16 protein-coding genes and 1 pseudogene are annotated in these 22013 nt (G+C 46.8%); 2 read left to right on the forward strand and 15 right to left on the reverse strand.

The window, feature by feature from the left end; genetic code table 11:
- The first annotated feature begins 13 nt into the window (after positions 1 to 13).
- Complete coding sequence (locus tag PHS46_05995) at positions 14 to 1792, forward strand: carbon starvation protein A (GenBank protein MDD3906061.1); 1779 nt, start codon at positions 14 to 16, stop codon at positions 1790 to 1792.
- On the opposite strand, the gene PHS46_06000 is transcribed toward PHS46_05995, so the two are convergent.
- The 5 genes and pseudogenes from PHS46_06000 to PHS46_06020 all read right to left on the reverse strand — a co-directional run bounded on the left by PHS46_06000 (position 1778) and on the right by PHS46_06020 (position 7510).
- The gene (locus PHS46_06000; GenBank protein MDD3906062.1) at positions 1778 to 3763 is read right to left on the reverse strand and encodes an ABC transporter permease; all 1986 of its coding nucleotides are present in this window, start codon (positions 3761 to 3763) and stop codon (positions 1778 to 1780) included. The two genes, PHS46_05995 and PHS46_06000, sit on opposite strands and share 15 nt — an antisense overlap.
- Before the next feature lie 7 nt (positions 3764 to 3770).
- Positions 3771 to 4739, reverse strand: coding sequence for an efflux RND transporter periplasmic adaptor subunit (locus PHS46_06005; GenBank protein ID MDD3906063.1), 969 nt, complete (start codon positions 4737 to 4739; stop codon positions 3771 to 3773).
- On the reverse strand, positions 4726 to 6042 hold the full coding sequence (locus PHS46_06010; GenBank protein MDD3906064.1) for a TolC family protein: 1317 nt from the start codon (positions 6040 to 6042) through the stop codon (positions 4726 to 4728). Before PHS46_06010 ends, PHS46_06005 begins: the two co-directional genes overlap by 14 nt.
- Positions 6039 to 6251, reverse strand: a pseudogene (locus PHS46_06015) (AbrB/MazE/SpoVT family DNA-binding domain-containing protein). Before PHS46_06015 ends, PHS46_06010 begins: the two are co-directional and overlap by 4 nt.
- Before the next feature lie 101 nt (positions 6252 to 6352).
- A complete protein-coding gene (locus tag PHS46_06020) occupies positions 6353 to 7510 on the reverse strand; it encodes a GNAT family N-acetyltransferase (GenBank protein MDD3906065.1) in 1158 nt (385 codons plus the stop codon).
- 130 nt (positions 7511 to 7640) lie between these two features.
- On the opposite strand from PHS46_06020, the gene PHS46_06025 reads away from it, so the two are divergent.
- Positions 7641 to 8825: an outer membrane beta-barrel protein gene (locus PHS46_06025; protein MDD3906066.1), complete on the forward strand. Its 1185-nt coding sequence runs from the start codon at positions 7641 to 7643 to the stop codon at positions 8823 to 8825.
- Between the two features lie 2 nt (positions 8826 to 8827).
- On the opposite strand, the gene PHS46_06030 is transcribed toward PHS46_06025, so the two are convergent.
- From PHS46_06030 to PHS46_06075, 10 genes are read right to left on the reverse strand one after another with little or no spacing between them, the layout of a single operon-like run.
- The gene (locus PHS46_06030; GenBank protein ID MDD3906067.1) at positions 8828 to 10213 is read right to left on the reverse strand and encodes a sugar transferase; all 1386 of its coding nucleotides are present in this window, start codon (positions 10211 to 10213) and stop codon (positions 8828 to 8830) included.
- A gap of 4 nt (positions 10214 to 10217) precedes the next feature.
- A complete protein-coding gene (locus PHS46_06035) occupies positions 10218 to 11039 on the reverse strand; it encodes a glycosyltransferase family 2 protein (protein ID MDD3906068.1) in 822 nt (273 codons plus the stop codon).
- A complete protein-coding gene (locus PHS46_06040) occupies positions 11036 to 12514 on the reverse strand; it encodes a radical SAM protein (GenBank protein MDD3906069.1) in 1479 nt (492 codons plus the stop codon). Before PHS46_06040 ends, PHS46_06035 begins: the two co-directional genes overlap by 4 nt.
- Positions 12511 to 13833, reverse strand: a complete 1323-nt coding sequence (locus PHS46_06045; protein ID MDD3906070.1) for an O-antigen ligase family protein — start codon at positions 13831 to 13833, stop codon at positions 12511 to 12513. Before PHS46_06045 ends, PHS46_06040 begins: the two co-directional genes overlap by 4 nt.
- Positions 13826 to 14974 carry a glycosyltransferase family 4 protein gene (locus tag PHS46_06050; protein MDD3906071.1) on the reverse strand — a complete coding sequence of 383 codons (1149 nt, stop codon included), beginning with the start codon at positions 14972 to 14974 and terminating at the stop codon, positions 13826 to 13828. The genes PHS46_06045 and PHS46_06050 overlap by 8 nt, the downstream gene beginning before the upstream one ends.
- A gap of 17 nt (positions 14975 to 14991) precedes the next feature.
- Complete coding sequence (locus PHS46_06055; GenBank protein MDD3906072.1) at positions 14992 to 16443, reverse strand: alkaline phosphatase family protein; 1452 nt, start codon at positions 16441 to 16443, stop codon at positions 14992 to 14994.
- Complete coding sequence (locus PHS46_06060; protein MDD3906073.1) at positions 16440 to 17102, reverse strand: hypothetical protein; 663 nt, start codon at positions 17100 to 17102, stop codon at positions 16440 to 16442. Before PHS46_06060 ends, PHS46_06055 begins: the two co-directional genes overlap by 4 nt.
- Positions 17099 to 18103 (reverse strand): glycosyltransferase, encoded by a 1005-nt coding sequence (locus tag PHS46_06065; GenBank protein MDD3906074.1) that lies wholly within the window; start codon positions 18101 to 18103, stop codon positions 17099 to 17101. Before PHS46_06065 ends, PHS46_06060 begins: the two co-directional genes overlap by 4 nt.
- Positions 18100 to 19317 carry a glycosyltransferase family 4 protein gene (locus PHS46_06070; GenBank protein MDD3906075.1) on the reverse strand — a complete coding sequence of 406 codons (1218 nt, stop codon included), beginning with the start codon at positions 19315 to 19317 and terminating at the stop codon, positions 18100 to 18102. Before PHS46_06070 ends, PHS46_06065 begins: the two co-directional genes overlap by 4 nt.
- Before the next feature lie 11 nt (positions 19318 to 19328).
- A complete protein-coding gene (locus PHS46_06075) occupies positions 19329 to 21986 on the reverse strand; it encodes a radical SAM protein (protein MDD3906076.1) in 2658 nt (885 codons plus the stop codon).
- Positions 21987 to 22013: the final 27 nt, after the last annotated feature.

Consider the following 22013-nt stretch of genomic DNA (forward strand, 5'->3'; position numbering starts at 1 on the left):
ACATAACTATCTTATGCACGCATTAACACTCATAATAGTAGCCCTACTCGTATTCGCGCTCGCGTACCGTTTTTACGCGAAGTTCATTACGGCGAAAGTTCTTGTTCTTAACGATAAGAATCAGACCCCGGCCCATACCTTTAAGGACGGACGCGATTATCACCCGACGAATAAATATGTCTTGTTCGGCCACCACTTCGCCGCTATATCCGGCGCGGGGCCTCTGGTTGGTCCTGTACTCGCCGCGCAGTTTGGTTACCTCCCCGGATTCCTGTGGCTTCTTATCGGCGCTGTTCTCGGCGGCGCGGTTCATGACGTGGTCATACTTTTCGCCTCCGTGCGCACCAAAGGGCTTTCTCTTACGCGTCTGGCACGGAAGAATGTCAGTAAAACCGCCGGGCTCATAACCGGAATAGCGATTCTTTTTATAATCATCACTGCCCTGGCGGGGTTGGCCATAGTGGTGGTGAACGCGTTGAGCGAAAGTGCATGGGCCACATTCACCATAGCTATGACGATACCGGCCGCTCTCTGCGTCGCGTTTTACATGTACAAACTGCGCCCCGGTAAGGTAGTAGAAGCGTCGATCATAGGTGTCGTTATCGTGGTCGCGGGTGTCGTATTTGGCGAGCCTATCGCAAAGACGGCGTTTGGCCAATACTTTTTATTATCAAAAACAGCCCTTTCAATAATTTTACCTATATACGGATTTATAGCGTCGGTCCTGCCTGTATGGCTTCTCCTATGCCCGCGTGATTATTTGAGCTCGTACATGAAGATAGGCACCATAATACTACTTGCCGGCGGCATATGTTTAGTCGATCCGATACTAAAAATGCCCGCGGTAACCAGTTATATCCATGGAGGGGGACCGATAATACCAGGGAAGGTCTGGCCCTTCGTGTGCATTACGATCGCATGCGGAGCCATAAGCGGTTTTCATGCGTTAATAGCGTCCGGCACTACGCCCAAGATGATCGACAAGGAATCCGACATAAAGATGATAGGCTTCGGGGCCATGCTTGTAGAGTCGATCGTCTCCATACTGGCGCTCATAGCGGCGACGGTACTATTGCCCGGGGATTATTTTGCCATAAATGTCCCGGCAGATGTATTCGCTAAAATGGGCCTGGGTACAACTCAGCTTGCTGAGATCGAGCGGATGACGGGGGAGACGCTCTCCGGCAGGGCGGGCGGGGCGGTGTCGCTCGCCGCAGGCATGTCGGTGATACTGTCGTCTATCCCCGGCATGAAGGGGCTGATGGGTTATTGGTACCATTTTGCGATCATGTTCGAGGCGCTCTTCATCCTTACTACGGTCGATACAGGCACGCGTGTAGCGCGTTATATACTGCAAGAACTCGCCAGGCTGGTCAAACCAAGGATGAAGTTCGACAAGACGCTTGCCGGCTCACTCTTGAGCGGCGCGGCGGTAAGTGCGCTATGGGGTTATCTCGTCTATAACGGGGATATTACGACCATATGGCCGATGTTTGGCGTGGCGAACCAGCTTTTAGCGACGCTCGCATTGGCGATCGGCACGGTTTATATTTTGAAACATTCCAAGAACTGGAGATATGGACTTATAACGTTTATACCCGCCGTGTTCATGTTCGTTACCACGGTAACGGCCGGTATCATGAACATAACCGATAATTATATTCCCAAGCATACCTTCCAGGGAAATATGAACGCGGCTTTGTCGGTTATAATGATAGCGCTCGTTATCATAATATTTATTGAAGCTGTAAAGAAGATATACAGTATGCGAAGGCAGTTATTCGTACCTTAAGGCTTCTATGGGGTTTAATTTGGACGCCTGACGCGCAGGCCATAATCCAAATACGAGTCCTATAGCGACGGAGAATGTAGTAGCAAGTACTACCGAGAAGACAGTCACCTTTATAGTCCACCCAACCACCATAGCTAAGAGCGCGGCTATTCCAGAACCCAGCAACACCCCGATTATCCCGCCGCTCAAAGTCATGGTTACCGATTCTATCAAAAATTGCATCATGATATCCGATTCCCGCGCGCCGATAGCTTTTCTTAAACCTATCTCTCTGGTTCGCTCGGTTACAGAAACGAGCATTATATTCATGATACCTATCCCGCCAACGAGAAGCGATATAGCGGCGATCGATCCCAGAAGCATGGAGATGGTGTTAGTCGTGGCTTCGAGGGTCTGTTTGATGTCGGCCATATTTCGTATCTCGAACGCTTCTTCCCGGTCTTTAAGTGTCGTAAGCCGGTGGCGTTTTATAAGAAGCGCTTTTATCGCATCCTCTACTTCGTCCATTGACGCTATGTCATTCACCTCAACATCTATTGAATCGATGTACTGTTTGCCCAGGAGCCGGTACATGCCAGTCGTTACCGGTATTATAATAATGTTATCCTGATCATTAGGCCCGGCCGCGCCTTTTTCCGGCAGGATACCGATTATTTTGAAATTGATCCGGTTTATCTTGATATAGGCATCCAGAGGATTTTCATTAGGGAAAAGTTGTTTAAGAACGGTTACGCCGACCACCGCTACGCGCGCGCGCATACGCACTTCCTCCTCGGTAAAAAACCTGCCGGTCGTCGGCACAGCGGCGCGCATCTGGGCGTAATTTACGCTTACTCCCTGGACTTGCGTACTGCAGTTCTCATTGGCATATACCGCCTGGGCGCTACTGGATACACTGGCCGAGACGTTTTTTACGTTGGGTATTTTTGATATTGCTTCCACATCCTGGGATGTGAAACGCGCTATCGCGCCTGCGCCGAGCGCTACGCCGCGCGTCTGATGGGAACCGGATCTTATCATGAGGAGGTTTGAGCCGAGAGAGGCTAACTGTTTTTTGATAGATTCCTGCGCGCCTGTGCCCAGAGCAAGCATAGCTATGACCGCGGCCACTCCTATGAGTATGCCGAGCATCGAAAGCGCTGAGCGCAGTTTGTGTGATACTATCGACCAGAACGCTTGTCGTAAGTGATCGCTTATCTCCGCGCGTTTTATATTGGGTGTTTTTTCAGCCAGTATATGGCTTATATCCGGCCGCCCAGCATCCTCTTCGTTAGTCCGGATAATTCCACTGGTCTTTTGTGTCTTATTCAGTTCGTCGGATACTATTTGCCCGTCGCGCATTTTTATAATGCGTGCCGCGTGTTCGGCCACCTCTTCTTCATGGGTGACCATGACTATGGTCTTGCCTTCGGCGTTCAATTTTTCCAATATTGCAATGATCTCGTTCTGGCTTTTTGAGTCTAGGTTTCCTGTCGGCTCATCGGCAAGAATAAGCGGCGGATCGTTTACCAATGAACGGGCTATCGCGACGCGTTGCTGTTCGCCGCCGGATAGTTCGTTAGGTCTATGCAGGGCCCTGTGCGAAAGGCCCACCGCCTCGATCTTTTGAAGAGCGCGTTCTTTTAAGTGGCGCTTGCCGGCGTATATTAAAGGAAGCTCGGCATTTTCTAAGGAGGTAACTCTCGGAAGCAGATGGAACTGCTGGAATATGAATCCCATAAGGTGGTTTCTTATCGCCGCCGACTGCGTATCGGTGACATTTGCTACGTCACTGCCCGCGAGGTAATATTGCCCGGAGTCCGGCATATCGAGAAGGCCTAAGATGTGCAGGAGTGTGGATTTACCGGAACCGGAGGGCCCCATTATCGCGACGAACTCTCCATGCCCTATTTTGACGGATACGCCGCGCACCGCGGCGACTCCTACCGTACCCGTATGGTATGTCTTACTTATATTTTTTAACTCGATCATAGTTTTACTATTTACCGCCTTTTCGCATCGATGGCATAAACGGATTTTTACCGGTTTTAGAAGAAGAATCCGGCATGGTAAACTTTTGGCTTACGGCGAGGATGCGATCATTTTCGGATAATCCTGAAAGAACTTCCACATTTTTTTCATCAGAAGCTCCAAGCTCTATTTTACGCTCTTCCTTCTTGCCTTGAGCCTGTCCGATGATGACATAATCACCATCCTTGCCATGTTTGACGACTTCCTGCGGTATCGTAAGGACGTTATTCTTTTCGCTCTCGAGGATATTTACCGTGGCCGTCATGCCGGAGCGGAATACGGCGGGCACTGTTTCAGGAACTATGTCCACCTGGTAGATATTCACGTTATTTACTGTTTCCGATTCATAATATATATGGTCGACCACGCCGTTTAGTTTTATATCGGGATAAGCGTCGAGCGATATGCCGACGCTTTGGCCGAGACGCACTTTTCCTATATCCGTTTCGTCAATCTGGGCCTGGACGATAAGCCTGTCCGAGATAACTACGACGATGTCGGAGGTCGTAACGGTTTGTCCGGGCTTGTCGGTGCTGACTATAACCTGGCCGTCTATGGGCGATATGAGGGGCGTGGCTTTGTACACGTCTGCCCAGTATTTCATCGCTTCTTCACCGCGTCCGCGTGCCGCGTCGAGAAGAGCGGCCCTTTCGGTCGAGCTCATCCACGCCAGGGTCTGCCCCGACTTTACCGTCTCGCCCTCTTTAACCAGTATCTCGTTTATGCGGCCGTTGATCGGCGGTTTTATCTCTAATCTACTCTGCGGCTGTACGATGGCAGTGGAGCTTATTACCGATTGTATATTTCCTACCATAGGAAATATCTCCCGGACAACTTCTTTGGACGATTTCCCCTTAGGCATGATCATCAAGATCGCCGCGGCGGATATCAAAATCAATACGCTCACAAAGATCGCTCTTTTGCTATTGTGCGTCATAATCGAGAGTTCCTCCTTTTGCCTGTATCCAATTTGCTTCCGCTATCAACGCGGCCTGTTGGGTGGATAGAAGCGTTTTCTTTGCCGTAACGAGGTTATTTTCTATTATTATCCAGTTGTCATATGTCAAAAGACCTATGGAATATTCGGCGGTGGATATCTTGGCTCGCTCGCTCGCGGCTTCGAGGGACTTTCGCGATACTTCGACCTGATCCAGGGTGTTTTGCAGGGTTGTCCACGTGTTCGATAATGTGTAAATTACGCCGTCGCGCCCACTGCGTTCGTCCTCCATGGCCTGCTTCCACGCCTCTTTAGCTTTTGGCACACCAGCGATTATGTTCCCCTGAAATATAGGTAAAGAGAAGCTGGTGCCGAATGACCATTCGTTTTTATCGGGGAAGGCATCAATGTTGGTGTTATTCATCGTTCCCGTCGCGTAAATTTGCGGGAAGAACTGCGCCTTGGCGGAACTTAATCCGAATTTGGCCGCCTCTTTTTTAGCGACGAGCTGACGCAGGAGGGGGGTCGATTCGCACAATTTTTCAAAGTCCGGCCTGTCGCGGTCTTTTTCCGCGACTACAAAATCCCCCCTGGCTGTTATGGACACAAATTTAGACCGTCCCAATTCTTTTGTAAGCTGGCGCTCGGCCAGGTAGATGCTTCTTTTTGCCTGGTTGACCTCAAAGTTTGCTTGTGCCCAATCCGCCTCTGAGGTGAGAAGAGAGCCTCTGTGCTCTCTGCCGCCCTCATAGCGCAATTTGACAAGTTCCATGGCCTGTTTACGACGGCCTTCGATTTCTTCGGTAACTTTGAGAAGCTCCTGCGCGGTAAGAAGAGCAACGTATGCTGTTCTAAGGCTAAGGCGTATGTTTGACGACGTAACATCGTAGGTATATCTCGAGGCTATTATGGTTCTTTCCGCACCGGAGAGATCGTAAGAAGTTTTAAAACCATCGAAGAGAAGCTGTTGGACTGTTGCGCCATAATCATAAGTAGTTGTCGAATTGCTGTCGGTAGAGGATTCGATCGTGGAAGACCCGCCGCCGGCACTGCCGAATACCGCGCCCTTCGATGTGGTCTCGCTCGCCGTGCCCGTTATCTGCGGCATGACGGCGCCTCTGGTAACTTCTTTGGCGGCGATATTCTGCTTTATCTTTGCCGCGGCGCTTGCGAGGTCGGGATGCTGGGCGCGAGCCTCTTTTACGCACTCTTTCCACTCAAGCGCCTCTTCGGCGTGCGCATAAGATGCGGCGCCTAAGAAGATAGATAGCGATATCGTGAGGATGAATTTTAAACGTGTCATTTTTTGGGCAGTTCGCCTTCCATTTTGGATATGGCTTTAGAAGCTTTATGCAGAAAAGATGTAAAATCCGCCTCGCGCATGAGATGCACCACCTTTGTATCGGCCTTGGCGAAAACCATAAGCCTGTCGCCGGATTTTATTTTTAATTCTTTGCGCAAAACCGCCGGAATAACCAGCTGTCCTCTTTCCCCGACCGTTACCGAGCCGTAAGCATTACCCTGAAATATAGAACTCATGATCATTCTCCTTTGATTTGTATGAAATGTATGTCAAGTATGATAACGCATACCGCGAATAGTGTCAACAACGATTATTTGGATCTGCGCTTTGCTATGTCTTTCAATACGGGGTCGAAGTTCTCGAACTTCAAGAACTGGCATATAAGGTTGAATGCCGGGCGCAGCATCCTGTTGCGGAGTTTTACGTAGAGGTAAAGCGGGATGAAGTCAAATCCGAGGCGGCGTTTCGGTTCGTAGCCGGTGATGCCCATCTCGTATCGTTTTATTTTGTGGTGGATAGCCCAGGTGAGCACGTCGCGGAATTTGATGAAATAGAGATAGTATTTGTATGCGACCGAATAGTCGAGTCCTACGTAATAATCTATCAGCATATCTTCCGATACCAGGCAGAGAAGGAACGCCACAAGCTTACCGTCGATCTCCCAGAGGAAGAACTTTACCTTATGCGGCATATTTTTCGATATATTCTGGAAAAATTCTACGGGAAGGAGCTCAAAACCCATGTCGTGTTTTGCGACTATGTCGAGGTACAAGCGATAAACCTCACCCAATGTTTTATCATCGAGTGAGTCGACGATCCGCAAGTTGATTTTTACATGCCCGTCTACTTTTTTAAATTTTCGCCGCAAGTCATATCTATTAGGAGCGCTCAGTGTATTCAGGTACTCTTCGAAATCCTTGAACCATACATTGAGTTCGGTCGTAGGAAGGCTGTTAAATTTAACGTAACCTTTTTTTTGCAAGGGATCGAGCAGGGGGGTGTACGATTTATCGAAGTCCTTGAACGCTATTATCGGCGCTTTCTCTTTTTTAGCCAATTGCTCTATCCGGCGTAATATCGTGTGCATTATGCGGTCGCTCTGCCCAGCTATGCCTATGCGCCCCTGGCCGATCGGCATGCCGCACACAAACGCTTTTATGCTGAATATACCGGGTAATATTTTTTTAATGGAATTGGATATGCGTCTTAAAGGGCCGTTTATGCTGGTGTCGAGCGAATAGTTAACGACGAAGCAGGCCGTTGCCGCTACCGGGGTTTTGCGGTCGTAGACGATTATATAGTATGGAGGGAATTGCTCGAGGTTCGATTCGTCAAGAGCATGGAAGAACTCGTAATTTTCGAGTATGTCCGGGAATACCTTCTTCCAGTCGTGCGCCGGTATTTCGTGTATCCTGCGCGCCACTTTCGTCGTAAGGCCCGTTCTCTTATGGCGTTTAGATATTATCACGCCGCTCCCTCCTTAGGTAAGTATACAGTTTACTATTTACCCGGTGTCCGTACAACTTATTTTTTTACGAAACGAATGCTTCGCACTCTTTTCTTGACCGCTCGCCTTGTAGCGGGTATACTTATCACAAATGGCTAATATCAAATATACCCTGTTAATAATATCAACAGCGGCTTTCCTCACCGTATTTATTTCTACTGCTTCAGCTAAAAATACCGAGATACGCATAGGATCACTAAAGGTTAGTCCGTGGACGGCTATCGAACAATCATACGATGACAACATATTCCTTGCCGCATACGGAGCCCATAATAATGATAATATAACTACCACGACTATAGGCGCGAATGTGAAATTGCGCTCAAGTGATGCCGAAGACAGTAAGTTTAAATTCAAAGCCGCTTATAATGCCGATATCCTGGAATACTGGGAGCACATACATCAAAGAAGAGTAGATCACACTCTGATATCTTCGGCCAGACTGGATCTTGGGCATAATTTTTTTATGAAAGCTGAAGAGACGTTTTATAAAACGGCCTATCCGCAAAGCACGGAATTGGTTGGGTTGGAAAAGAGCATATATAATAACGTAAAAGCTTATGTAGGATATGATAATAAAAAGACCGGTTTATACGGTGGTTTTGAAGAAGTGCGCGCACAGTATTTTTCAACGTCGGTGCCAAACTATAACAGGTATATTTTTTCCGTTTCGGGTTATTGTAAACCTCGCGATAAGACCACTCTTATATCTAGCTACAATTACGCCTATACACTTTACGATAAGGTAAACTTTCGTAATTCCACATACTATCAGTGGATTTTCGGCGTGCGCGAGGACATAACGCGTTGTCTTCAAGCGGAAATAGGCGCCGGTATAAGGTATGCGGATTTTTATAAAAATAGCAGGGCTTTCAATACTTGTATTGCATCAGGGCGATTAATGTACCGCCCTGACAGAAAGACATACATCGAGTTTTACGGCCTGCGCACCCTCATAGATTCTCTCTATGCCGGCAATAATTATTTCTCTTATACGACATTCGGGGGATGGTACAAGCGTCAACTCACACGTAAGCTTGCGATAAGGGCGGGTGGAAATTACATCGCGGACGTATATCCGGAAGTTACAACCGAAGCCTGGGATGTCGGAAAACGCATAGACAGGATTTATACGGCGGACGTGATGCTCGAATACAAACCGACAGCGCACTGGATCCTCGGGCTTGAGTATAAATATTCCCGTAGAGGATCCCGGTTTGGAAAATACAGTTATACCGACAATATTATTATGGCTTCCGCAAAATTAGCCCTTTAAAATCATCTCGCCCCTATACCCATAATTACGGTTTTTATCGTCTTCAGAAGTATCAGAAGGTCAAGCGTTATAGATCTGTTGCGGACGTAATAGATATCATAGAAAAGTTTTCGCCGGCTCTCCATTATAGTAGAGGCGTATCCCATATTCACTTGCGCCCATCCCGTGATTCCCGGTTTTGCATTTAGCCTTTCCGCGTAATGAGGCAATTTTTTTAACAGGATATTGGTGTAATAGCGGGTTTCCGGCCGCGGCCCGACTGTGCTCATATCGTTGAAAATGACATTTATAAGCTGTGGCAATTCGTCTATCCTGAAATGCCTTAAAATACGGCCGACAGGTGTTATCCGGGCGTTCCCGGGTTTGGTCCATCCTTCTATACGTGCTTTGCCGGTCATTGTTCGTAGTTTATACATGATAAATATCCTGCCTTTGTAGCCGACCCTCTTATCATAGTAAAAAACAGGCCCTCTCGAAGTCAGTTTTATAATAACGGCAGAAATAAGAATTAACGGGAGTGTTATCGACAAAAGAATAAGCGATAGCGCTATATCTATGAGCCTGTTTACCATTGGATACCAGGTAGGTATGCGGTTGCGGGCGATAAAAAAATCAAAAGGAGCCCCAAAAAGCGTTGTCACCCTTTGCTGGGTATCGGCAGATGCGAAGAAGACGACATTCTTTTTTGTACGAAAAGCGGAAAGTATATTTTCGAGATTGGTGTCGGAAAGATTGTCCGTAGCGATAAAAACTTTATCAACAGGATACCGGTTCGCTATAGTTTCTATGTCTTTAAGCGTTCCCACAACCGGAAACTGAGTTAGGTTGACACCCCTTTCTTTATCGTCGCACCGGACGAATCCGACAATATTGTTTATCTCGGCGACCTCATGCAGAAGTGTGAATAGCGCCTGTTCCGAGTCGTCATCCGCGCCTATTATAAGCAGATTTGCTTTTAAAAAATCCTTATCCATAAATAATCTCACGATATGCGCGGCGGCGTAACGCCAGAAACCCAAAAACACAATGCTTAAAAGTCCTGCGTATATAGCGGCGAGGCGTGAAAACCTGTATGTCTCCAGGAAATATGCCAGGGTCATTATGGCGAAGAAACCAAGTATTATTGCCTTTATGATATATGTAAAAGCAATAAAAGTGCCCTTATATTCCGGTTTTCTATAAGTTCCGAGGATGTATAGAAAAAGCGCCCTAGCCAGAATCGTGAAGAGGGCGATTTGTGTGTAATAGGTAAAATCTTTTGTTTGACGAAATTCCGGGCCGAATCTTAAGAATAAGGCGAATATGTCCGAGCAATACATAACAAGCAGGTCCCCGGCAAAAACTATTCCGCTAAAATATTCTTTTCCGACGGTATTTTTTATTTTCATAGTATCAGGATTTTCCCTTATCAAGTTTGTTCCACTCGCCGAAAGCCGGGGGGTGGATGATGTAACGGTGTTTCGCGAAATAGTATAAAAGGCCCGCCAGATGAGAAAGGGAGAGGGCGTTGAATGGTTTCACATGATTTATTTGCTGAGTATGGTGCAAAATTTCAAGTCGTGGATAGTATATGACGCCCTTTCCTGCTTTCCACGACCTGAGGCAGTAATCGATATCCTCAGGCGCATAGAATATGCGTTCATCCAGCAACCCTATCAGATCCGTAAGGCTTTTTTTGAAGAACCAGCACGCCGATATCGCACTGTCTACCGTAACGGCGGTATCGGCCGGTAGCGACGTATAATATTCGCATATGCCTGCCTTGCCCGACCCCAGTATTGACTTAAGTTTACAGAGTTTATTCCATAGAGAAGGGAAGCGTTTTACCGATTGCTGTACGCTTCCGTCAGGCATAATAAGCCGCGGGGCTAATATGCCTATACGCTCATCGGATAATAATAACCGGCACGCTTCCGAAAGGCTTCCTTTTAATATCTCGGTGTCCGAATCGAGAAAACATATTATATCGCCTGTCGCATGTTTTAAGCCGAGGTTGCGGGTTCTGGTGGTGCCCATATTTCTGTCGAGCGATATCTTCGTTATACTCGTGGCATAATGTGTCAGAATAAGGCCCGTCCCGTCTTTCGAGCCGTTGTCTATGACGATAACCTCGTAATCGATATTTTCGGCGGCGCATTTCCCGAAGATCGACTCGAGACACCGGGCGATATAATTTGCGCTGTTCCATGTAAGAATTATGAAAGATATTTTCATAATGGCTTTTGTTTTAATTCCTGTTTTAGCAGGTATTTGGCGAACGTTTTTAATGATCTGAATGTCCGCCTTGCCTCCGCGCCGCTAAATAGGCACTGTTTTAATTTATACCATATATACCCCGGCCGCAAATAATATTTTCTACGGGCATAATCGCAGAACGCGGTTATCTCCGCGGCGGTGAGGTCCGCACTGCCGACGAGCGCCTTATGATATCCTTCGGTGGTTAACCATTTATCATATCCGGTCTCTTTTAAAAAACCACCTGCCTTCGACCAGGCATATGCTTCAGTCCCGGGATAGGGGATGAGCGGGAAGAACTGGGCGGTGTCGAGCCCCAGTTTTATCGCGAACTTAAGCGTTTCGAGCATCGTCCGCCGCGTTTCCCCCGGATTGCCGACCATGAAACAGCCGTGGACGAGAAGGCCGGCCTTTTTCGCATTTCGCGCAAATGCGAGCGACTGCTCGAGCTTGATCCCTTTTTTCATATTATCAAGGATCTTCTGCGAGCCGCTTTCGAAGCCGGGTATGACTATTCTGCAACCGGCCGCTTTTAGAAGTTTCATCGTTTCAAAATCCAGGTCTACGCGCACGTTAGCCCACCAGCTTATGCGTTGCGCCGTGCCCTTTTTTATCAAGAGTTCGCATATCCTGCGTGCCCGCCCAACGTCGCTGGTGAAAGTATCATCTTCAATACCTACAGCTTTTACTTCAGGCATATCCTTAATGATATATTCAAATTCTGCTGTTACATTATCGGCGCTTCTGAGTCGGTAGCAGTGGCCGTGGAATGTCTGAGGATATACACAGAAGAAACAGCGGTGAGGGCAACCTCGGCCCGCCATTGTCATTACCATAGGGTACAACCCCGCCGAGAAAAAATATTTTCTCACATCGAGATGTTTTTTATAAACGGCGCTTACGAACGGCAGGTCGTCGAGATTTTCTATGAAAGGGCGGTTTTGATTTTTAATTATTATCTCACCCTGTCTGTAAATAATCCCCGCAATTCCTGCCATCCCGGATTCGTGGCTTAAAGCGCCGGCGAGGTCACGTAGCGTATAGTCATATTCGCCATGCGCAATCGCATCAATTTTTTTATTCAAACGAAGCGTTTCTTCCGCCAGCGCGCTTGGATGCGTTCCTACCAGGACTATCACGCTTTTCGGAAGAGCGTCTTTAAGCAACGCGCCGACTTCTATGTCATTATAAATACTCGGTGTGCTCGTATCGATTACTATAAGCCGTGGTTGGAATTTTAATGCGAGCTCGACTGTTTTTGGCCGGTCATATTTGTACGCGCAGGCATCTATTAATTTTACTTCATGGCCGGCTTTTTCAAGTACGCCTGTCGCGTATGCGAGCCATATGGGATAGTAAAGCGTTCCGCTTTTTGCGATAGCCGGACTGCGCGACGATCTCGAAAATCTGCCAAGTTCTGTTTTGAAAGGAGGATTCAGCAGTAGTATTTTCATGGGATCGCCTCCTTTTCCGGCCGATAAACAGCGGTGACAAGTCCGACGAGCCCTGCCTGTAGCCAGAAGTATATCTTAAAGAAATCACTTATGAAAAATAGCATTATAGTCATAGCAAAAAGGCCGGTTGTAAATCCGAGAACAATGAATCCTCGCGGATCCGATCGCGCCAAAAGCCATTTTGCCGCGGAAGAGCCTCTATAAATCGTTACCCCGAAAAACCATATCGCAAAGATAAGCGCAAATATACCGTTTTCTGCGCCTAATTCGAACCAGCTATTATGAGCCTGCTTTGTAATATATTCGGTAATACGGCCTTGCCCTACGCCCCACCAGATGTGACGCGACATTAGATCGTAACTCTGATTCCATAAAGTGCCGCGACTTGCCATGAATGCGCTTCGATAAGTAAACCCCTTTATTATAAATCCGAGGAAAGGGATAAAAGCCGCTGAAAAAAGGGTGATTAAAAGAATAGAGCGCAAACCAATCAGTCGTTTAATGATTTTTTGCGGTATGTGCAATGTCAAAAACAATATGCCGGCCAAAAAACTGAAAGCTATCCCGCGGGAAAACGTGAGAACGAGATGAGCAACCAGTAGTAGAGACGCGCATATATAATATACCGATTTTTGCCCTTTAATTATGCGCGAAAGCGTTATCCCAATGATACAAAAAAGAAGAGGTAATATATAATTACCATAGGCGAGTGAATCCCATTCAAAAGCGCGCAATCGGGCTACGATATCTGTGGAGTAAAGATATAACATGCCGGCGTCTTCTCTGCCGGAAGCAATTTTCGTCAAACCACTCATGAATAAAGTGAATGACGAGATCCCGATAATAGCGTATGCCACACCGGTGATTGTAATAACGCGATTTGTCAACGCGATATCTTTTTCTTCCTGGATGTATACGAGATAAGCGGCGACAATTGCCAGATGCCAGGCGATCAAAAGGTAATTGCGGATCGACTCTGTCGAGTTCCCCGTAAAAATCCCTGATATAAGAAATGAAGCCATGAGTCCGATCAGCGGTATTATGCCTGGCCTGGCGATAGTCAGGACGCGATTTATTCTTTGCCGCAGGTCTTTGATCAATAACATTCTTCCGAAGAGGAGGATACTGAAGATCAGGTATGGTTTCAGGGCAAAGCCGATAGCGAGGCTGTAACGCTGGATACCGTTTAGTGGGATAAGCGCGTTGGCGAAACCATACCCTCTCGTGAAGAAAAGCGCAAGGACGGCTATCATAAGAAACGCCGTTATGACCAGCGCAAGAATATAGAACTGCGCGAAGAATTGCGAAAGATCAGCCATTCAAAACCCTCTCTATCTCATGAATTATTTTTTCAGAAAATATTTCGGTGGTATGTAATTTCGCAAATCGCAGTCCGTTTTGCGCGTATGTTTGAAACAGCACAGGATCCTGTAATATTTTAACGATCGTATCGGATAAAGATATATGATCCTTATATCTGAATGTTTCGCCGCCATTGCTTTGTGCGATCAGCTCAGCCGCGCCGCTTATGTCCGGGCCTATTACCGGGATCCCCACTGCGCCGCTCTCCAAAAGAGCGAGCGAAAAACCTTCCTGTCCAGCTACGACCGAAAGCGCGCTCACTTTTAATATGGCCGGTATATCAGACCTTTCACCTAAAAATTTAATTTTTTCAACGGCACCCGAAGCTTCGGCGAGACGCGAGAGTTCGTTCATATATGCAATATATTCTTTGCGAGTACGGCCCGCCAAGAATAGCCGCGCATCCGGATATTTTTTGACCACCATAGCAAAAGCGCGGATAATAGTGTCCTGATGTTTTTCCGGTTGGATTATACCGATGGATGTGATTATTTTATCGGCAAGTTTTATGTCAAACTCTTTCCTGATGCCGGCATCGTTTACGCCCGTGAACCGCGATATGTCAATGCCGTTATAGATTACCACGGCTTTACTATGTAGCCGCGGTAATGTCTTAGAGATATCATAGGAAACGAATATCGTTTTTTTTACGGCGGGTAATGACCCAAACCATCCTAACAGTCGCGTAACGAATTTATCACGGAACGGGTTATGGATGTGCCAGATAACAGGTATGGATAATAATTGTCCGGCGATGGCTCCCCATATAAAAGCCCGTGAACCGTTTATATAAATCAGATCCACGCGGCTTTTTCTCAAAATACCATAAAAAGCGCCAACCGTCCGGAAAGAGTCAAAGGCGAATTTAAAATAATCAAAAATATTCTTAGTGACTAGCGAATAATTATTTACCGGCAGGATGTGATATCTGAATCCGTGTGACCTCAACGCATCCGAAAGATCCCCGTCCCCCGGGATAACATACTCAACATTATAATTACCGGTTTTTTGGAGCGCCAGGCCTATTTGCAAAGAGACCCGCTGTCCTCCTCCCAAAAAAGGCAGGACTTCCCATATAAGTATATTTTTTTGCGCCATTTTCCCCTCGGCTATATTTATATGCCGAACGATTTTTTTATAATAGGAGCGATATCCGTCAGGGTCATTTGTTCTTTAAAAAGGTTTTCCGAAATGTTTTTCGTAAATAAGATGGGCGTCCGGCGTCTATGTGCGCCCGGTTTAAGCTGGAAAATGCCCGGCTCGTTTGTGAAAAGCCCCTCATGACATGCCCAGCCTACCCCATAACGTTCGTCGAGCTCGAAGAGTATCTCCGGGTACCTGTGCAGATATAGGCCATTATACAACTTCTCGCGCCTTAAGACCCATTTTACAACACTTGTGCCGGTTTTTTCATCCTTTAAAGTTTGGAGTGAATCGATAATGTCTTCTATGACCCTGTTTTTTTCGGTTTTGACAGTATCATTTATACGGATGCCGCCATAGCTATAATTTTTTACCGCGGAAAGATCCGACACATACGCTTTGGTATTATACCAGTCGATGTCGCCTGCTGAAGCGAATATCTGTTTCCATACCGGAAATTTTTTTGCCAATCGCATAACAATACCGCCCGCGCCAAAACGTTCGATAAAACTACCGAGAATTTTTTTAAAGTGACGGTTTTTTTCAGTATTTCGCACCGAACGTTCTTTTACCGCAAGATATCCCCGATGTCTAAGCCATTCATTGATATTGACCGTTTGCGAAGGGCGGGGTCCGTGGCCATGATCACTTAATACCATTATGGCATCATCTTTTTCACAACGTGAGACAAACTCTCCTATCATCCTGTCGGCTTCCGTGTAAAAATCCGGTATAACCGATTCAAATTCATTGGCGCCAGGATATAAAGGATGATTTTTGTCATAGTACGGCCAGAAGACATGCTGGATCTCATCCAATGCCGAATAGTACGCGAAAAAACACCGCCAACCTTCTTTATCGAACATTGTTAGGGCGAGCCTGTGTTCTTCGGCAAGGCGAGCGCGCAAAGTATCGACAAGTTTTTTGAGTTTTGATTTTGCGAAAAACTCGGGGACAAGATTAAGCTTTTTAGGGTCAGGAGAATACTTTTTGATAAGATTACGCGGAAATGCCGATAGGGGGGTGGTTTCTGACCGCGGCTCGGTCGAACGCGTTATCATGCCTCCTTTTACCACCCATCCGGGGGAGACTATCATAGGAAGAACTACGCATACTCCTATGCCCGAAGCCGACAGTTCATCCCAGAATGTTTTGCCCATTATAAACCCATCCTCTACTTTGAATGGCCGGTAACCGCCGTTTTTATCAGCGGCATTAACGAAATTAATGACTCCATGTTCCGCCGGGTTCATGCCGGTGTAGATGCTGGCCCAAGCCGGCGTCGTATCCGGAGGAAAGATCGACGAGAAGTCTGTCTTCGGGGTCGAAGCGCCAAGAGAAGCAATATTCGGCAGACGTCCGATCATGGAGTGAGCCACATCCCTATCCATCCCATCGAATCCCAGGATGATCATGCGATTCATGATACGCCGCCTTTCTGTCTGATTACTACGAGCGATTCTTTTAGCACATCGGAAGCCGGCCCAATCCCGTTTATGGTAATTATATCCGTGTTATTAACCATCGTTTTGTAATAATAAAGCCTATGCTTGAGATAATCGATATGCGGGATGTCTTTTTTGCGGGCCATCGATATCTCCGATGGGACCGATACAAATATGACTATATCCGGGTTTGGAAAGAACCGAGCCCAATGCTTGAGCATTGCCAGAAATGCGTTTTCATCGAGTCCGCGATTCGAAGCTATATTTACAACGGTGTCAAAAAAGTATCGATCACATATTACGCCGTGCCCAACAAGGAGCCGGAGCGTTACCTTGAAGAACATTTCGAGCGTATATTCCAAAAGAACCGCCGTTTCATATAGAAACATGGCAAATTTATTGGTGCCGGCTTTTTTCAAACTTTTGTCGTATGAAGCATAATCCCCTCGAGGGGAGGATTCTTTCATGAGAATGCGTTTTGCCAGAAGGACGAACGGACGCAATAATAAAAGCTCGTAACCGCCCCATATTACGTTGTATGGCGCCTCCGGTGAGGAGATAATCTTGCCGATAGAATGCGCGAGCGTTGATTTCCCTGATCCGTCCGTGCCCATAATAACTATAAGTTTTCCTTTCATTCCAAAACCTCATTGTATATTTTCAAAAGTTCGCTCGAAGCGATTTCCCAGGTATGAGACATTACTTTTTCCCGTGTTTTTACCGGCGCCTTCCCGATATTCAGGACGGACTCCCGGATCTTTTCATAGATTTCCGATGGATTGTTAACATATGACAGGCCTTCGCCTTCGTTGAAATACTCCGGAAGCGCGCCGAAGCGCGATGTTATTACCGGGATATTCGTTGCCATTGCTTCAAAAACCGAAAGCGGGGCCGCAATAGAGCTCGATGGATTTATTGTGGGGAAAACGCAGATATCGGAAGCCTGATAGAGCTCATTGATATTCGGCAAATAGCGCCGTATTATTATAGCGTCATTTTTAATAAGTAGTTTTAAGACAGGTGTATCCGCCCGGAAAATCGGACTGGCGACCACGAGTATTTTATAGGGCGCTTTAACTGGTTCCGGAGGGAAAAGCGCCTCAAGATTCCGTCCCGTAGTGATGTGTCCCACATGAAGCACGAGCGGTATGGCGCAGAGCAGACCGTATTTTTTTCGCAGTGCCGTTTTTTCTTCCTGTGAAACGCCGTGGAAACGCGAAATATTAACACCGATTTTAAGCCGTGCGGTTTTTGCGCCTGCATCGTGAAATGCGGCCTCAATATCAGCGGATAACGCTGTTACGCAGGCGGGCATCAATACTTTCATCATGTGTGATCTGCCGAAGAATGGTAACGAAGGCGGCTGGAGCGCGGCAAAGATTATTTTACACTTTGGAAGACATACCCCGCATATCCGGGCAAATAAGAATGTCTTAAAATTTGCCCGGAGGAATATATGCATAATCTCGGGGTCAAAAGTTTTCAATGTTCTGCGAAAAAAGCCGGGTGTTGCCGCTTCATGTACATTGCAATGCAAAACCTCATGCTTTTTAGACAGCTCATAAGCAAATGCGCTTGCTACGTTGCGCTGGCCCTCATCTAAAAAAATGCCCCTGTTGCTTATTATGCAAATTTTCATATTATCCCGCGCACGATAAGGTTTTTTCTTAATTGTGCCGAACTTGCTTCAAAAGAATAGCGCTCGCTTATGAAACGCGCCGAATACTCGGAAAATTTTTCAAGGACTTCGTTACTGCAAGAGAATGCTTCGCGCAAGCCGTTTTCTATAGACGCAGATGAGCTTTCTTTTAAAAGCCAACCTGTTTTATCCGGTATGACTACGCCCGGCATACCACCTACGTAGGTCGCGATAACAGGGGTCCCGCATGCAAGTGCTTCCAGCACGGCGTTGGGCAACCCTTCGCTTATAGATGGCATAATAAGTATTTTGGAACTATTAAAGATCGCCGGCATGTCATTATATCCAGCCCAACTTTTTAATGACACATTAGGAATATTTTTTATTCTATTGCGGACAAAGTTGTCAAGGTTTCCACTGCCGACCACAAGCATCGTTATTTTCTTCGCAGTTGTTTTATTATAGTTTTCAAAAGCATCCAAAAGCTGAGGCACACCTTTTTCGACAGATAGCCGGCCTACAAAACATAAGTCGAATTCGCGTTTTTCTATGGGGAGCTTTTTATGAAACAGGTCGACATACACCACATTTCGCATCTCAACCAATTTTGGAGCGTGTTTATCGAGTATTTTTGCGAAAGTTTGTACCATTATCGGGTGTTCTATCAAGATATATGAGCTTAACCATAAGTGGAGTTTTTGCAGAATAGCGAGTATGGAAGATAGGAAATGGCCCTTGATGCCGGAATATTTAGTTGAGGCGATAAGAGAAACGTCTCCGACAAAAGTAAACATGGTAATGGCGCCTCGCATTTTTGCATAAAGATGCGGTATGGGGAATATGTGCGCCAGGAAGAAGAGTATTTTAACGTTTTTTAAATCGTATTTTTGCAAGACTCGACACACGGCTAACTGTATCCGAAAACCCGCCCACATTTTCGCAAAGAGATTTTTCTTCTTCCGGCCGTCCGGTTCGACGGAAACCCAGCTGATCCAGTCAGGTGAACCGTTTGACGCACCGTCGGCACCCGGCATAAGTACAATAATTTTTTCAAAAATCACACTGAAGAGCGCCAGATATTTTTTAAGTACCGTCTGGCCCGCCTCATTGTCTAAGGGCACCGATTGGGTTATCCATATCAAGAGGGGAGCGCGCTTGTTGTTTTCTATACGCAATCTTCTTGTCTCCTCCCACCACCAGTGATAATTATCCATGACAGCCCCTATTACTTCTTATTTTTTTTGAGAAATTGAAAAATCATGTTAAGCCGCAACGGCTCATGCCTGAGCGAAAGGAACCCTACGGCAAGGACGGCGTACAAAATGAATATCCCCGCCGACACGCCTGCGACAGGTAAAACGCCGCCCATCTCTTCAATCCCCGGCGCTAAAAAGCGCGTAAATACAGTTATGAGAACACTTGTTATAATGTAAGGCGCGGCATGCCACATGAAACTTTTTTTCATATCCCCCGATAGATACACGAACGATACAAGTAAGGATATCACATAAGCGCCGGATGAAAAAGCGAGAACACCGAGCGGCACCTTTAAGGCAAACATCGCTATAAGAGCCAGGTATGTCAGCCCAGCCGTCGCGTTAGCCCAAAGGTTTACAGACGGTTTTTTTAAAGTGAACAACACAAAGGAGGGGACGATATTGCACGTCCTGAATAAATAACCGACGGTGAGCCCCTTTAACACCCATGTCGCTTTTTCCGCGAAAGCATTGCCCATCCATATACGTAAGACCGGCCCTCCCATAATGAATATCCAGGTTGCCGCGAGAAAAGCCAGAAAGAGCTCCGCGTCCAGCGCTATCCTGAATATCTTCTTCCAGTCTTTTTCTTCCCGGTCGAGATCTTTTTCAACCACTCCGCTTAAATGAGGCAGGAAGACCTGGGCAATCCTTACGATGATCTGTTCTCCCTTGCCAAGTATGGCCATAGGAACACTGTATAGTGTTACGGCCGCCGCGTTCAAAAAGAAGCCGATAAAGAGCCTGTCGAATATTCCCATGGCAGTAAGCGTTACGTTAGTGAGGAGGGAAATGCCGCCGAACGAGGCTATCTCTTTAAGCTCGCGCAGGGTGCCCGCAATACGCATGTTCCATCCGGGGAATACCCTTTTTAGCATAAAGATGCCGATAAAAGCGAAGCACCAATTCAATATGACGGAATATTCTACGGCGGGTGCCAAAGCACTGGTTATAGACACTATGACGACAACTCCTATGGTATTTAGCGCATTCCTACCCACTAAAAGAGCGCTTGAAACATCGAACCTTTGGAAACCTATCGCTATAGAGGCCATAAGATTTACTATGATGGTCGGCAGGACGCCCAGAGCCAGTAGATAAAAAGATTTTAACGAATCGGCGTAATGCCGGTCGGAGGCGTTGAAAAAATGCGATGCTAATACCGGCGCGGCCAAAAAGAGCAAAATCGAGAAAAGAGCGCCCAGCCACGCCGTAAAACGCAGGATGCTGTTTATGTGCCTGTTGAGGCCATCCAGGTCTTTTTTTGCAATGTATTTTGGAATGAAGGCGGTAGCCGTCATTTTAAGTCCAAAATCCAGCAGGTCTGCTAACCCAAGCAATATACTGCAAATCGCCCATATTCCATACAGCTCCAGGCCCAATTCTTTAACGAGAAATGGCGTTGCGAATATCAATAAAAGAGCGGGGAGTAATAATGTGAGAAGATTGTATGCGCTGTTTCTGGTGACTGTCCGCAGGGGCGGCATAAGCCGCCGGTCGGGATTCGTTATTTGATATATGCTTTTTCGCAGGATAGGGAACAGGACGTAAAAGAGTTCTTTTAACAGTATTATCGGGGAGTGGCGCAGGCTTATCGAAATACCCGAGGCGCACCCGGGGCATTTTTTGAAGAACATGCACCTCTCCGCCGCTTTATATTCGGGCGAGCGTAGTATTTCCGTTAACGGATTTATGGTAAGATTGCCGCGTCTTCCCATTGACCAGCAACCCCCGAATACGTTTCCCCTCGAATCGATACACAACCTTTTCTGGGAGGTAACGCAGGGAAGTTTTTCTTGCCGCGGATTTGCGAAATAATTGCGCATGAAAGTGATTTCAGAGTATAAAAGATTGACGGAATCCCGATCACGGTTTTTCTGCTCGACCAGAATGCGTTGTGCCTCGGCGACGGTAGTTTCATCCGGCCAGTAGTCGTCTCTTTCCATGGATGACCGCCCCGCTCTGAAAAAATACGGGGTCGAATCGAGAAGATTAAGGCCGATGGGGATATTTAATTTTTCCCGGAAGGCTAAAACAGAGGGCAGATAAGCTATCGTTTTTTTTGTAAGCGTGAAGCTTATGATGCCCCTAAGCTTTCCTTCATTTATCCTGCTTGCGATAAGCTCGCACGCTTTTTCCACTTTTTCATACGAGCCTTTTATGCCGCGGACGGATTCGAACTCTTCTCCTATACCGTCAACGGATACGGCTATGAATTTCGTACCTGACTCTATTAGCGTGTCGAGCAGAGGCTTATCGAGGAGATAGCCGTTTGTGATCAGTCCGACGCTCATACCGAAGTTTTTCGCTGTTTCTACGAGTTCCGGCAGGTCTTTCCGTAGAAGCGGTTCGCCACCCGCGAAAACCACATTCGATATGCGGTTATCTTTAAGTTGTTTTAATACGTTTTTCCATCCGTCTGTGGTAAGCTCTCCGGCGCCGTCACTGTGCCATGCGCCGCAGGTAACGCACTGGAAATTGCACCGGTCGGTTACGTTGACCGCCGCATAGGAATGCGCCTCTTTCAAGAGAGGATACAGGAACGGGATTCGATATGCGATATTGGCGTTTATAAGTGAAGGGAAGTATCGTGCGGATATATTAAAAATACTCTTTTTTTTATGCATTGTTCAAACTTTCCGGCAATCTTACAG

Source organism: Candidatus Omnitrophota bacterium, assembly GCA_028699255.1.
Taxonomy (GTDB): Bacteria; Omnitrophota; Gorgyraeia; order 2-01-FULL-45-10; family 2-01-FULL-45-10; genus FEN-1322.